At 42.9% G+C, this 13,667-nt stretch carries 13 protein-coding genes; all 13 read right to left on the bottom strand.

Going from position 1 to position 13,667, the window contains the following annotated elements; all coding sequences use genetic code 11:
- Nucleotides 1-35: 35 nt before the first annotated feature.
- Entirely contained in the window at nt 36-590 is a 555-nt protein-coding gene (locus tag OCV30_RS01980; protein ID WP_065680128.1) for a type II secretion system protein, read from the bottom strand.
- A gap of 34 nt (nt 591-624) precedes the next feature.
- Nucleotides 625-1,200 carry a prepilin-type N-terminal cleavage/methylation domain-containing protein gene (locus tag OCV30_RS01975; RefSeq protein WP_065680127.1) on the bottom strand — a complete coding sequence of 192 codons (576 nt, stop codon included), beginning with the start codon at nt 1,198-1,200 and terminating at the stop codon, nt 625-627.
- 79 nt (nt 1,201-1,279) lie between these two features.
- The gene (locus OCV30_RS01970; RefSeq protein ID WP_065680126.1) at nt 1,280-1,735 is read right to left on the bottom strand and encodes an MSHA biogenesis protein MshF; all 456 of its coding nucleotides are present in this window, start codon (nt 1,733-1,735) and stop codon (nt 1,280-1,282) included.
- A gap of 3 nt (nt 1,736-1,738) precedes the next feature.
- Nucleotides 1,739-2,962: a type II secretion system F family protein gene (locus OCV30_RS01965; RefSeq protein ID WP_065680125.1), complete on the bottom strand. Its 1,224-nt coding sequence runs from the start codon at nt 2,960-2,962 to the stop codon at nt 1,739-1,741.
- 12 nt (nt 2,963-2,974) lie between these two features.
- Nucleotides 2,975-4,699, bottom strand: coding sequence for an MSHA fimbrial ATPase MshE (locus OCV30_RS01960; protein WP_065680124.1), 1,725 nt, complete (start codon nt 4,697-4,699; stop codon nt 2,975-2,977).
- Nucleotides 4,689-5,879: a tetratricopeptide repeat protein gene (locus OCV30_RS01955; protein WP_065680123.1), complete on the bottom strand. Its 1,191-nt coding sequence runs from the start codon at nt 5,877-5,879 to the stop codon at nt 4,689-4,691. The genes OCV30_RS01960 and OCV30_RS01955 overlap by 11 nt, the downstream gene beginning before the upstream one ends.
- 2 nt (nt 5,880-5,881) lie before the next feature.
- A complete protein-coding gene (locus tag OCV30_RS01950) occupies nt 5,882-6,721 on the bottom strand; it encodes an ExeA family protein (protein ID WP_065680122.1) in 840 nt (279 codons plus the stop codon).
- Nucleotides 6,722-6,777: 56 nt separating this feature from the next.
- On the bottom strand, nt 6,778-8,454 hold the full coding sequence (gene mshL, locus OCV30_RS01945; protein ID WP_065680121.1) for a pilus (MSHA type) biogenesis protein MshL: 1,677 nt from the start codon (nt 8,452-8,454) through the stop codon (nt 6,778-6,780).
- A 15-nt stretch (nt 8,455-8,469) separates the two neighbouring features.
- Nucleotides 8,470-8,802, bottom strand: coding sequence for a hypothetical protein (locus OCV30_RS01940; RefSeq protein ID WP_012603133.1), 333 nt, complete (start codon nt 8,800-8,802; stop codon nt 8,470-8,472).
- Entirely contained in the window at nt 8,795-9,442 is a 648-nt protein-coding gene (gene pilO / locus OCV30_RS01935; RefSeq protein WP_065680120.1) for a type 4a pilus biogenesis protein PilO, read from the bottom strand. Before pilO ends, OCV30_RS01940 begins: the two co-directional genes overlap by 8 nt.
- Nucleotides 9,442-10,884, bottom strand: a complete 1,443-nt coding sequence (locus OCV30_RS01930; protein ID WP_065680119.1) for an MSHA biogenesis protein MshI — start codon at nt 10,882-10,884, stop codon at nt 9,442-9,444. Before OCV30_RS01930 ends, pilO begins: the two co-directional genes overlap by 1 nt.
- A 2-nt stretch (nt 10,885-10,886) precedes the next feature.
- Entirely contained in the window at nt 10,887-12,902 is a 2,016-nt protein-coding gene (csrD, locus tag OCV30_RS01925; protein ID WP_065680118.1) for an RNase E specificity factor CsrD, read from the bottom strand.
- Nucleotides 12,903-13,063: 161 nt separating this feature from the next.
- Nucleotides 13,064-13,621, bottom strand: coding sequence for a single-stranded DNA-binding protein (locus OCV30_RS01920; protein ID WP_009847868.1), 558 nt, complete (start codon nt 13,619-13,621; stop codon nt 13,064-13,066).
- Between the last annotated feature and the right edge of the window lie 46 nt (nt 13,622-13,667).

Here is a 13,667-nt window from a genome sequence, read left to right as displayed (position 1 = left end):
AGCAATGCTGGCCTTGATATCCTCTAATAATACTATTAACAGCCATCCGCACCAGTAGTGACAACATCAACAAATGCTGGTGTTGTGGCATTGGCAGCTTCAACATAAATGACAAAACAGCCATTGTTATTCGCAGGTGTAGTTGCATCGTATACAAAACCATTGTTCGCTTGTACTGGGTCAGTCCCCGCAAATGAATAAGCGACAGCGTCTGGAACAACGCCAGTTTCCGTCACATTCACTACAACCCAATCGGTACCAGGTAAACCAACTACAGCAGTTTCAATACCAGCCGGAACACCTGCGATATCAGCAGAAGTTGGATAACCAAAGTTAATAGCCACACCATCTGTTGTTTGTGGCGTTGTTGCCAGAGCTGTTTTAGCTTGACCTTCACGACCATCTACTGCTGCACGGCCATAAACGATACCCGTCGCACCTGCCATTGCGCCACGCAGGCCTTGCATAGATGATGTACGGGCATCACCTTGTAAGTTAAGAAAACGAGGTGCTGCAGTAACTGCAAGAATACCTAGAATAACAATTACCACCACTAGTTCTATTAGGGTGAAACCGCTTTGTTTTTTCATAGTCTTTTCTCTCTATGTATATTTAAACGCAGGTTTACTGCAGTGTTACGGTCACACGACCAGTTCTAATCTCGTAAACGAATTGATGCTGAGTACCGCCTTCCAATTGAATGTAAGTACAGTAGTCATTACTATTATCCGCTTGCGCTGAATATTTGTAATTGGAACCATTAGCCACATTGGTTAATGTTCCAACTTTAGGAGGGTTCTGAAGAAGGTTTTCCATTAAATCGACACACGAAGCATCAGTCACATCATTAGACGGAGCTGAAGCTGAATTTGTGTTTATAGACCATGGGTAGCCGTCTCTAAAATTAGTACGTCCATTGCTACTTGTTGATCTGGTTAGCCAAAAATCAACACCATCGTAATTTACAGTATTGTATGTTTCAACACCAATTCTTTCTGATGGACGAGCTTCTGCTTCCCATTGAGCTCTTGCTGAAAGCACTCCTGTCGCAAAACCACCCGCGACACCTTCAATACTGGCTTTCTTAGCTTCGTCTGTCACATCTAAGAAACGGGGTAAAGCAGCAACGGCTAATAAGCCCACGACGACAATCACTATGACCAACTCGACTAGGGAGAAACCCTTTTGATTTTTAAGCACTTTCTACCTACTCATCTAATTGCTAATGCGCATTATACATTTGAATATGTATAAAACCATAAAAACAGCGTCAATACGTTCACAAGGCCAATATATTGACTTTAACACTAAATCTTTCTTTTTTTAGTAATATATCTATCTGATACCTATCACTATAATGATATCGGCAATGAAAACGAATGTTATCACTTTTGTCTTCAATACTTGGAGAGCTGAGACCTAAAATACTCCCCTTAGGATATAATTGCTCCAACCAATAACCGCAATTTCGAGTCGAGTCTTTAATTGGCATAACCCACCCCGTTCTGCTGTAAGTCTTTGGCGGTTTCGAATCATTCTTTTGCGCCACACCAGATAACAAATACTGCTGTTTGAACAAATTAGCTTGCTCAAGGATTCGCTTACTTGCAACTATCAATGCCGTGTTCGTTGCTTCTTCTTCTACTGTTTTCCATACAGAAAGCAATCCCATAACGAGAAAAAGAATAACCGCAACCCAAATAACAAAACGTGAGCGCTGTAGGTTATTCAGCATCCTCTAACCTTTGATTGCATCCAGCATTCCCCACATCGGCAAGAAAATACCCAGAGCTAAAATCAGCACCATTCCCGCAACGATGGTCAACAGAATAGGTTCAATTCTAGCGGTTAACGTTTTTAGATCGTAATCAACCTCTCGGTCGTAAAAATCCGCAACTTCGAGCAGCAATTCATCAATACGCCCCGTTTCTTCACCCACAGAAATCATTTGTATCACGAGTGGTGTGAAAATTTCGCTGTTAATCGCGGTTGAAGAGACTGTGCTGCCCGCTTCTATTGCCGATTTCATGCCTTGAACACGAAGTTCTAAAAAACGATTATCCAGAGCTTCAGCCGATAGCGATAACGATTGGTTAAGTGGTACGCCTGCTTTTAGCATCAAAGCAAAAGTACGTGAGAAGCGCGACAATAGAGCTCGATTGACCACTCCACCAATCACTGGCATTTTTAAGCGCAGTCGATCCCACTTTTCCCACCCTTTATCTGTCTTAACCCATGCTTTAAAAGCAAAAATAAGACCAAAGATTAACCCAAGCATTAACCCCCAGTAATTAACAAAAAACTCAGACATCCCCATTAAAATACGGGTTGGAAGCGGTAAGTCGACCCCAAAACGCGCGAACATGCTCGAAAACTGAGGAATCACGAATATATTCAAGACAAACATAGCTATTGTAATAAAAGTAATAACGAATGTTGGGTAACGCATTGCCGTTTTAATTCGCTTTCGAGTTTCAACCTCTTGTTCGTAGTATCCTGCTAGTTGTAACAATGCCTGATCTAAACGACCGGTATTTTCACCAACACTGATCATCGATACAAACAATGGACTGAAGGCCTTAGGGTGCATTTGCATCGACGCCGCTAATCCACGACCATTTGTAAGCTCAGCGACCACTTCTTCAAGTGCTACTTTCAGTTGCTTATTTTCACAATGCTGAGTTAACCCTTTCATCGATCTTAATAGCGGAACGCCCGCCTTAGTTAAGCTATACAACTGTCGGCAAAACAGAACCAACACCTCTAAAGGCACATTCGGGGAGAATAGACTGGATACATCCATATCCAGGATTGAACCGCCACTTTTTCCAAGTTTAATCGAAGTTGGAATGATCCCTTTGCTCATCAAACTGTCAGCAGCAAGATCTTCGTTATTCGCATCCAACTGACCTGTCACTTGACTGCCATCAGAACTGCGACCTACATAACGATAAGTTGGCATATCACTCTACCCCTACAGATAAATTGGATCAGTGGCACCAGAAGCATCGCCTTCGCCAAGGTTCATTACCTCATCAAAGCTCACAACACCCAGCATGGCCAATTCCATCGCAGAAGCTAACAGCGGTTTGTAGTTTTCAGACTGCCTTGCTGTTTGAGCAAAACCAACGGCATCATTGGCTCTAAGCGCATCCATCATAGGCTGATCGAGCTCCAACATTTCAAACACACCAACACGACCGCTGTAGCCTGTCAAATTACAATTTTGACAACCACGCCCTTTCATAAATGGCGTACCTAGCTGGTTTGGGAAACGAACACTCAACCATTGCTTACGCGCTTCATCCAGCTCATCATCAACCTTGCAATCAGTACATACCTTACGGACTAACCGCTGCGCGACCACGGCTCGAACAGCACTTGCTACCAGATAACCCGGAGCCCCCATGTCCATCATACGCAGTGCACTGTCTACTGCATCGTTGGTATGCAGAGTACTTAACACTAAGTGACCAGTAAGTGCCGCTCTCAAACCAATTTCAACGGTTTCGTGATCTCGCATCTCACCAATAAGAATGATATCCGGGTCCTGACGTAGGAAGGTTCTCAAAATTGTTGAGAAATTGAGGTTAATCTTAGGGTTTACCTGAACCTGATTCACACGAGGAAGACGGTATTCTACAGGGTCTTCAGCGGTAATGATCTTTTTACCCGGTTCGTTTAATTCACTTAACGCACCGTATAGAGTCGTTGTTTTACCTGAGCCCGTAGGCCCGGTTACGAGAATCATGCCATGTGGGCGGCGTAATTGATGACGAAGACGAACGAGCAAATCACTCGGAATGCCTGACAACTCCAATTTACGTAGGCCAGCCGATTGATTAAGCAAACGCATAACCACTGACTCACCGTGCTGTACTGGCATAGTCGACATACGAATATCGACCGATTGACCTTTAACGCGAATATTAAAGCGACCATCTTGAGGCAGTCGTTTCTCTGAAATGTCGAGGTTAGCCATCAGCTTCAAACGCAAAACCAGTGCAGAAGCAATATTCACTTCATTCAACAACGTTTCATGCAGGACACCATCAATACGCTGACGTAAACGTAATACGTTTGAATCTGGTTCAATATGAATATCAGACGCACCAACTTGAATAGCATCTTCAAACAGCGAGTTTACTAGCTTAACGACCGTAACTTCGTCGCTGTCTTCTTCAGCGATATCAAAGTCAAAGGCTTCATTAACTTTATGCTCAGCATGAAGCTGCTCAGCAAATGAGGCAATCTCTTTGGTTCTTCGGTAATAACGGTCGAAACCATCAACTAATTGTCTCTCTTGTGCGACGACAAATTCGAGTGCGTAGTCGCCTAGTTGACTCAGCAAAGATTCTTGGGCAAACAGATCAGCAGGATCACTCATTGCAACACGTAATGTGTCACCTTGACGCCCAATGACCAAAGCTCGAAGGCGGCGAGCATGAACCTCAGGTAAAAGCTGCACAGCTTCGACGTCAACATTAGCTCGGCTAATATCAATAAGAGGAATAGCAAGCTGTTGCGACAAGAAACTGAGCATTTGCTGCTCTGATAAAAAGCCAAGCTCGATCAGTGCATCACCAAGCTTACGGCCTGTCCTTTTTTGAGCGGCCAGAGCTTGTTCAACTTGCTCTTCAGTAATGATGCCCTCTTCTACGAGCAAATCACCGAGCCTTTTTCTTAATCTAATTTGCATCGCTACTCTCCTCTAAAGCATTGATTATCTTTAAGCGATCACGAACAAAGCCTTGCGACTGAGATGAGATCCCAACTCTAACCAATGCTCCTTGGTATGATTGCTTTGCAGCCGTGAAATCAAGTTGACGTTCTTGCTGAATCGCTAAACCTAACCACCAGCGAGCATTATCTGAATCGACCTCAGTCAATTTTTGGTAGCTCTCTAGCGCAATATCTTCTTGCTGAGACTTTTGACTTAATGCAGCACGCATTGCTAAGTAGTCTTGAGTTGGACTAGGCGGTAAGTGTATTAATGGGCTCAAAGCAGCTTCCGCTTGATTGGCTTTCACAAGTAGCTTTGATAAACCTAGGCGCAGTTTTTCACTGTTGATATTGAGTTTGATACCCGACTGAAATAACTCATACGCTTTGCGAGTATCACCTTTACCAAAATAGAGAATTGCTAGTTTCTGACGGACATCTTCATTTCTTGGATCATAACGGAGCGCTTCGTTATAACCTTTCAACGCTCCAGAAAGGTCGTTGGCATCAAGAGCCTTCTGAGCTCGGCCTTGAGCATTAATAGAAAGTTGTTCAGGCGTTAGTTCCACCTGCTCAATCAACATTCCATTGCTTTCTGAATCGCCAGACGTTTCAGGTTGATTAGATACTGGTGTGGGATCTTTTTTAGCCACGCTAGCAACAAGCATTGGCTTTGCTGCTTTTGCTTTAGGTATACTTTGAGCTTTAGGTGCGCTTTGAGATTTAGGTGTGGCTTGAGATTCAGGGTTTACTTTAGGCTTTGTAACTGACTGAGTTGATGCAATGACTGGATCCGATTTAGATTGAGTACTTTTTAGTATTGCCGTGTTGTGAGCCGAAAGGTTCGCTGAATCTAGCGTCACTAACTTCTTAGTCGGCGAGGATACAGGTTGAGTAATGGCCGTTTCAGGACTACCCTCTGAATTGCCTTCTGAAGTATCAATAACGGAAACTTGTATATCTCGAGTTGATATTGAGTTATCGACAGCTGGGCCTTGTGATATAGCCCAGCCCCCCATGGCCAAGCTAAGGGTAAAACCTGCGACCACCCAAACCAATGGAGAGCGTGTTTTTACTTTAGGTACCACCGCAGCTTCAATCGATGCTGTTGACTCTTTTTTTGCCAATTCAGACAAGGCGTTGTTAATGACGCTCATAATTAGTTCCAACCCCACAGCATTGGCGTTTTAAATTTAGGTTTACACACATCGTATGTTTCATGCATTGCAGCAAAGAGATGTTGGTTTTCTATATTTTTCTTATCTTCACTAAAAGCAAGCAACAAAGCTTTATGACACAACTGGTTAATCAACCTTGGGATCCCCAAAGAAGAGCGCCAGATCGCTTTTTTATGGCTCAGGCTAAAGGGAGCATATTTGCCACCAGATTTAGCGATCCGGTTATCAATGTAAGCTACCGTTTCATCGAGATTCAGTGGCCTCAGTGTCGAACTAAATGTGATTCTTTGACGAAATTGCCTTAGATGATAAGCCTCTAATCGAACATCCAATTCCGGCTGCCCTAATAGAACAATTTGCAGCAGCTTTTTATCTTCAGTTTCTAAGTTACCAAACAACCTTAAGGTCTCTAGAGCTTCATCTGACAAAGCCTGAGCCTCATCAAGAATCGCAACCACTCGTAAGCCTGAGTTGTGCAATTCAATAAGTTTATGTTGAATGTTATCCACTAAGGTGGCTTCATTATCGGTAATCAAACCAAGCTCTTTAGCCACGGCTTGTCGTAAGTCAGCCCCAGATAGCACTGGGTTAGGCAGGTAGATTAAAGCAGTACAATCATTGAGATGATTGACCAACATTCGGCACACCATGGTTTTGCCTGTGCCGACCTCCCCTGTAACCTTAACTACCCCCTCGCCCATTTCTAACGCCGAAATGACCGTTTGAATTGCCTCAAAATGAGGTGCTAAGCCATAAAAAAAATCGGTATTCGGCGTTAACGTAAATGGTAACTGTTCAAAATCAAAATGAGCTTGATACATAAGACGACCTAGCTTAGTAATTCACTACCAATCTGCATTGATAAAGTGAGTGGTTACTATTCATCCGGGAACCATTCTTGTAAAAGATCTCGAGAACGCTCCATTTCTGATTGCCAAGTATTGACACCTACAACCGTTGGCTTTAATAGAATAACGAGTTCAGTTTTTTGAGTAAGTTGACTGGTATTACGGAACAAATGACCGAGTGCCGGGATATCACCAAGAAATGGAACTTTTGAAGTCATGTCACTGGTGTTTGATTTCATCAATCCGCCAATAACAACCACATCACCATCTTGCGCTCGAATCACGGAGTCAGATTCACGAATAGAGCTTTTAGCCAACGGCAGCGTCACAACACCAGTTGTTGAGCCAAGATTAAGCTCTTTCACTTCCTCTTCCACCTCAATCACTGCGGGGTGAACATGCAGGAACACATTTCCTTTATCATCGATCTGCGGCGTCACATCCAAAGAAATACCGGAGAAGAACGGGGTTAGCTCAACTTCAGGGGCAACATTCGCGTTATCACCACTACCGACCGAACTTGATAAATTCGTCACGAAATATTTATCTATACCCACTTTTATAACCGCTTTCTGGTTATTAGCTGCTGTCACTCTTGGGCTAGATAACACATTCAAGTCACCCTGTGTATCCATAAAACTCAATACAGCTTCAAAGCTACCACCAGAAACAACGAGGTTAGATTGACCACCTAAAGCGGTACCGATTGGGTCCATGCCTGGTAGTTTGCCTGGGATGATCGTACCAGCTGCATTTTTAACGATAGAACCCATACCTAGCGTGTAGTTAGTACCGTTCGACGAAAACATCTTGGTCCAGTTAATGCCTTGTTGATAGCCGTCACTAAGTGTCACTTCCATGATTTTGGCTTCCAAGATAACTTGGCGCTGCAGACGTTTCTGAGAAATACCAAGGAACTCACGAACCTCTCGGATTTCATCGGGGTAAGCACGTACCGTAATCACACTCGCTTGTGGCGTAACCACAACGCTTTGCCCATCACCAGAACCAATTAAGTGAGCGACTGCCGCTTCAAGCTGCGGCCAAAAATCACTTTCAGATATCGTTTCAATCTCCGTACCACCGTTAGATGTGGAGCTAGACGAATTGGAGTTCGAGTTTGATGAGTTTGAATTCGAGTTAGACGAATTAGAATTCGAGTTAGATGAGTTCGAGTTAGAGTCTGAAGTGGAAATTGTTCCAGTAGTAATCGTCGTTAAAGAACGACCAGAACGCTTTACTTGCAAGTAATCCACTGGAATCGTGACTGTGCGCAAACCGGCCGGATAAATTTGAATCACTTTGCCACGTTTTTCAATATCGTAACCATACATATCCTGAGCAACAGCCAGAACTTCATCTAAGGTCACGTCTGTTAGATTTAGAGTAAGTTTTCCAGCAACGCTTGGATGAATCGCGGCACTGTACTCTGTACCTTTCACTAGGCTTGCAAAAAAGGTTCTCGCTTCAACGCCTTTTGCTTGAATACGAAAGCGCTTGACGGTTTCCACATTCGGAGACATAGAGTCCGAACTTAGCTGAGGCATAAGGTCATCTTGTACCGACGAAGGTAAGTTATGAAGTGCTTTGCTATTCGCTTCATTAATAGATTCGCTTAAAGACTCTTTTATCTCAACAGGGTCTCTATGCCCCATCGAACAGCCGACTAAAGATGACACTAGAATTGCTACTACAAGTTTACGCATGTCTTCACTCTAACCTTAATTATTCTTAACATCTAAAGAGAACATCTCTAATTTCCACTGCTTAGAGCTTCTCTGCAGAGTGACGTACTCTGGATCAATGTTCTTAACTCGGTACCCTCTGATCGTTTCTCCTTGTTCGAGAATCTGACCATTCATAATCGCATAACAAGGTGTATCGCCCTTGCAAACAATGCTCTCTAGAGACGGTAAACGATATTGAACTGGCGCCTTTTTAGCTGATGCTGATTTCTGCAGGGGCGAAAGCCAACCTAATGGCGCAGTTGGGTCTTGTTCTGCCCATACCACTGAACTACCAAACAGCAAAGATAACACTAGAGTTCTAACCACCGATAAACTCCTGTCTGGTACCTAGGGTGTAAACCTCGAACACAAGTCGAGCTTTGGGATATTCTTCTACTGAATACTCAAACGTGCGCCAATAATAGCTCACAGGAAGTGACTCAAGTGCTTGAAGATAAATTAAAATATCGAAGTAGCTACCCGTCAACTCCATTCTAACAGGATGGAGAAAGTAATTTGAATTGTCACTGTTCTCTTGATTGTCCGAAATAGCTTCTGGTTGTAACGATTCTAAAGACTCAAGCTTCAGTCCATTACCTGCATTAAGAACGCTCTCTAATAACTGCGCCATTTGAGAAGGCGTAACCAACCTATCAACGATTTCAGCGAGCTCAAATGATAGCTCTTGGCTCTCAACCAATAGTTTTTTTAACTCAAGATCAATTTCTTTATCTGGGTCTTTGTTCAACTTGGCTTGTAGAACAAGTAATTCACCTTGTTGTTTCTGATTTGACTGCGTAAGGCTCATCGACTTCACATTCTTTTCTTGTAAATCAAGATATGCAGGTTCAATCAATAAGGTAAATACAAGCATGGATAAGCCCACTAGACCACACACGAAAAGTAGCCATTTCTCTCTCAGGCTTAATGCAAGGAACTTATCGCTAAGCTGGTTCCACAGTTGCATTATTCACTCTCCCTATGAGTACTTAACTCAAACGTCACCACATCTTGCTCATTACGACCTATCTTTATCTTTTCAAAGGTGCGCCCGACTAAATTAAGTTCATTTTTAAACTGACCAATCCAGTTTGGAACAACATTAGCGTCACGAGCCAAACCGCGAAGCTCTAGGGTCTCGTGAGTCATGTAGATATGCGAAAGCGAAATATCATTTCGCCCTAATTTAGCGAAGGAATTCATAACACCAGAATACCCGACTTGCTGGGATTCATCGTATTGACCGACCGCCTTCAAAGCCTCTTTATTCGCTTGTATCTCGCTAGTGAGACGAGCAACCGCAGCTACTTTCACTGGAGACGGTTTATGTTGAACCAACTTACTATTTAATTGGTTAACTTCTTGGTTAAGCTGATTCAAGTCATATTGTAAAGCTGCTAGCTCTTCATCCAAACTCGATGCTTGATACTGCATTACACAATAACTGCCAAGCAACAAGGTACACACAAGCCCCCAAACCATAACCACATTCACTAGAGTGAAATACTCTTTTTTAGGCTTAAGGTGCTCAGGGTAGAGATTAACGTTAAAAACATTCTTTTCAGCCGCGAGCGTAACTAACCATTTCTCTGAATTTTCGCGCTCACCTTCAACAAGTAAAGAAACGGTCGAACTCAATGTGCTATTTAACACGCTCTGCAATTCAGCTTCATCTTCCTCATCACAGCATATTTTTAACTGATGAAGTTGGGTGCCTTTAATTTGAGAAGAAAGGTAATCAATCGACCTTTGGAGTTCTAAAGCTAGACCATCCAACTGCAATGCACTTGATGCGGTACCAGTTAATGGGGGGACAACACTGCGGATTGTTCTTTGGAAGCAAACCGTGTTTTCAACAAATGCACCAAGCTTAAAATGTGAGTTGGGGCTGCGTTGTAAAAGAATGAAATTAGAGAGTTCACCAGCACTATAGCCCCAAACTTCATCTTCGGGAGCAATACCTTTAAGATCAACTTGTGCTGAATTAGTAATGCTTACAAGCTTGTCCAATAGCTTTTTAGGCAAAACATACACTTGTAGCTTATTCGAGGTCGGTAGCGCTACCGCACTCGCTGTAATATCAGTCACCCTTTCAGAGATCAGATCTTTCAATAGAAAAGGCAATGCAACCGACCATTCACTCTGTGGAATGTCCGGTTTATCAATTTGATAGGTTTGGTAGTAGTTCGCACATACAATTAGCTGAAGGCTATCACTAGTAAGCGATTCACTGCTCAACAATTTTTTCAGCGCACTTTCCCAGTCACCGTTAACCACAGGGAAACTGGTGACTTGAGGTTTTGACTCAGTCGATGAAATATAAACGGTATCATTGCCCAAAAGGACAACTTGAGAACTACCGCTATTATTCGTTGGCTTTATTTTGTCTAAAATCGCTTTAAAATTCATGCTTAACTATTACTCTTACGCCATCGATTTCTTCGACCGACTTTTACAACGGATTCAGCTTTCACTGTCTTATCCCCTTGAGTAGGCAAGGGAATTATTTGTTGTTCTTCGTCGAAACATCTCCCTTGATAACCGTTAATGCCTAACTCTATCAAGGTATTCTTTTCTTGCTTTGTCTCAACTCCGACCGCGATCACTTCAGTTGGAGAATCACCGCATGCTCCAATCAGACTTCGAACAAACAGTTGGTTTTCATGCCTTTGATCGATTTTCTTTACCAAACTTCGATGAAGCTTAATATAGTCAACCTTCAAATCCTTTATATAATGAGTGCTAACAATGGTTCGCCCAGCTTGGCCAACCACCACTTTACACCCTAACCCTCGTAACATCTTCGCCACTGGTCGCATATAATCAAGGTGAGTAATTAGATGGCCTTCTGAAAATTCAAAAGCAAGCTGAGAACGATGCTGAGCAGAGAGCTGTAACAACTCACTTCGGAACCATTTAAAATGTGATTTATTTGCAAACGGAGTGACACTCAAGTTCACCGAATAATTGACAGGCTGTGTTGATACTTTCAGCGACTTAAATAAAACCGTCAAAACCGATTGATCCATTTGAGCTTGATAACCGACTTGTTCTACCGCAGACATAAAGCGAGAAGATTTCAATAGACCTTTATCTGGATCTTGAATTCTAATAAATATTTCTTTATGCAATTCATTAGCTTGACCTGAATCCGGCATAAGATAACACCGCTGAGCAAAGATTACTAAATTTTCAGGTAGCAGGGCTTTATCAAGTAATGTTCTCCAGCGAACACTGCCTCTGTCTATCTCAGTTTTATTTTCTTTTGGATAACGGCTCCAGTTATTAATGCGCTCTAACTGAGCGCTCTTTAACGCCGTTTCCGTTTCATCCATAATTTGGCTATGGCGTTCACCTTCGGTATACATTGTCACACCAATATGGCACCAATTATCTGATTCCAAAGGATCCGGTGGAGTCAATTTATCTAATTGCCTTAAACATTGAGCAGCCAACGTCGCAATATCCTTTGTTCCTTGATGCGGAATAAACACGGCAAAGTCTGCTTCGTAATAGCGAGAAAAAATGACATCGGGATAACGCTGAACAATATTCGACAATACTTCACCAACTTCAATAATAAATCCGTCGGTGATCTGCTTGTCATTGGCATCTCGAACTTGTTCCCACTCGTCGATACGTATCAGTAAAACGCCTCCACGAGCGCCACTTTCATGCAGTACAGATTCAAGTTTGTTATCAAATAGTACTCGGTTGGCTGTACCAGTGAGCTTATCTAGAAAAGTATGGGTGCGGATAAAAGTATCAAAGCGACTTCGCTCTTGGCGTGCATCTTTCAACTCTTCAATCAGTACATCAAGCGCTTCACTTGCCGTATATGGCCATTCTCGCTCGTCCCCTTTTGAATGAGCCTCTACCTGCCCAGCAAGGATCATTCTCCCTCGCTCTTCCAAAATCTCTGAGCCCATTAACTGTTCTTTTAACCAACGAACACCACGGGCCAAACAAAAAAGGATCAATGCCACCGCCAAAGTAATCGACCACATAGCTTCAATCGAGTAGTTGTAACCAATATAAGGGGGGAGTGCTTTAAATTCGATTTGATAGCCTTCATTTCGATCTAAAATGAAGCTTCTTTCATAGAGGCGGTTTGGATCAATTTGTGGGGAGGTATCTTTAAATCGGTAAACGATACCGGTTTTGTTTGAAAGCTTCATCTCAACGATATTGCTTGCCTGCAACATCTTCGGCATCCAACGTTGCATTGAATACGCAGCATCTGGATCTTCCATCTCTTTATCTACGACGTCAACAATGCCAACCAAATAATGATCTAAATATTCCTGTCCTATACGCTTAAAGGAGAGTGTGCCACCAATAAAAAGGATGAACATCGCACTGATCACTATCACGGTGACAAATGCGACCAATCGAGTGCTCAATTTTAGTGTCGGGGTATATCTCATGAATAACGAAATCCTTTTCAACTCACATTATACCGTATTGCTACTTATACTATAAATTGACGTTGTAAATAAAGCGTTAAGAATTGTAGGTAACAAAAAGCCGCGATGAACGCGGCTTCTTCCAATTTAATACTGCTTTTATAATATATTAAAAACAGTGCTTAAAATGGGATGTCATCATCAAAATCCATCGGCGGCTCATTATATTGAGGTTGAGCCTGCTGAGGAGCTTGTTGAGGTGCTTTCGGCTGCTGTTGAGCTGGCGCACTGTATTGTTGCTGCTGTTGTTGTGGCTGCTGTGGTTGCCCCCAACTACCTTGCTGTTGGTTGTTACCCATACCACCTTGGGCAGGAGCACCGCCTTGAGCACGACCGCCAAGCATTTGCATTACACCGTTGAAGCCTTGAACAACGACTTCTGTTGTGTAGCGATCTTGACCGCTTTGATCTTGCCATTTACGCGTTTGAAGTTGACCTTCAATGTAAACTTGGGAACCTTTACGTAGGTACTCACCAGCAACTTCCGCCAGCTTGCCAAACAGAGCAACACGGTGCCATTCTGTTTTTTCGCGCTGTTCGCCAGTTGCTTTGTCACGCCATGACTCTGACGTTGCAATGGTAATGTTCGCTACTGCACCGCCATTTGGCATGTAACGAATTTCAGGGTCATTACCTAGGTTACCCACTAATATAACTTTGTTAACTCCACGGCTAGCCATGATTTGCTCCGTCTAAATTCATAGTCTCAGAAAATTTTAGCGCACA

Source organism: Vibrio atlanticus (assembly GCF_024347315.1).
Classification (GTDB): domain Bacteria; phylum Pseudomonadota; class Gammaproteobacteria; order Enterobacterales; family Vibrionaceae; genus Vibrio; species Vibrio atlanticus.
This window is presented reverse-complemented; position numbering and strand designations above follow the sequence as displayed.

Excerpts from the sequence above, each read along its gene's own strand:
- OCV30_RS01980 (WP_065680128.1), bottom strand. The coding sequence starts at position 590 with ATGAAAAAACAAAGCGGTTTCACCCTAATAGAACTAGTGGTGGTAATT.
- OCV30_RS01970 (WP_065680126.1), bottom strand. The coding sequence starts at position 1,735 with ATGCTGAATAACCTACAGCGCTCACGTTTTGTTATTTGGGTTGCGGTT.
- OCV30_RS01965 (WP_065680125.1), bottom strand. The coding sequence starts at position 2,962 with ATGCCAACTTATCGTTATGTAGGTCGCAGTTCTGATGGCAGTCAAGTG.
- OCV30_RS01960 (WP_065680124.1), bottom strand. The coding sequence starts at position 4,699 with ATGCAAATTAGATTAAGAAAAAGGCTCGGTGATTTGCTCGTAGAAGAG.
- OCV30_RS01955 (WP_065680123.1), bottom strand. The coding sequence starts at position 5,879 with ATGAGCGTCATTAACAACGCCTTGTCTGAATTGGCAAAAAAAGAGTCA.
- OCV30_RS01950 (WP_065680122.1), bottom strand. The coding sequence starts at position 6,721 with ATGTATCAAGCTCATTTTGATTTTGAACAGTTACCATTTACGTTAACG.
- mshL (WP_065680121.1), bottom strand. The coding sequence starts at position 8,454 with ATGCGTAAACTTGTAGTAGCAATTCTAGTGTCATCTTTAGTCGGCTGT.
- pilO (WP_065680120.1), bottom strand. The coding sequence starts at position 9,442 with ATGCAACTGTGGAACCAGCTTAGCGATAAGTTCCTTGCATTAAGCCTG.
- OCV30_RS01930 (WP_065680119.1), bottom strand. The coding sequence starts at position 10,884 with ATGAATTTTAAAGCGATTTTAGACAAAATAAAGCCAACGAATAATAGC.
- csrD (WP_065680118.1), bottom strand. The coding sequence starts at position 12,902 with ATGAGATATACCCCGACACTAAAATTGAGCACTCGATTGGTCGCATTT.
- OCV30_RS01920 (WP_009847868.1), bottom strand. The coding sequence starts at position 13,621 with ATGGCTAGCCGTGGAGTTAACAAAGTTATATTAGTGGGTAACCTAGGT.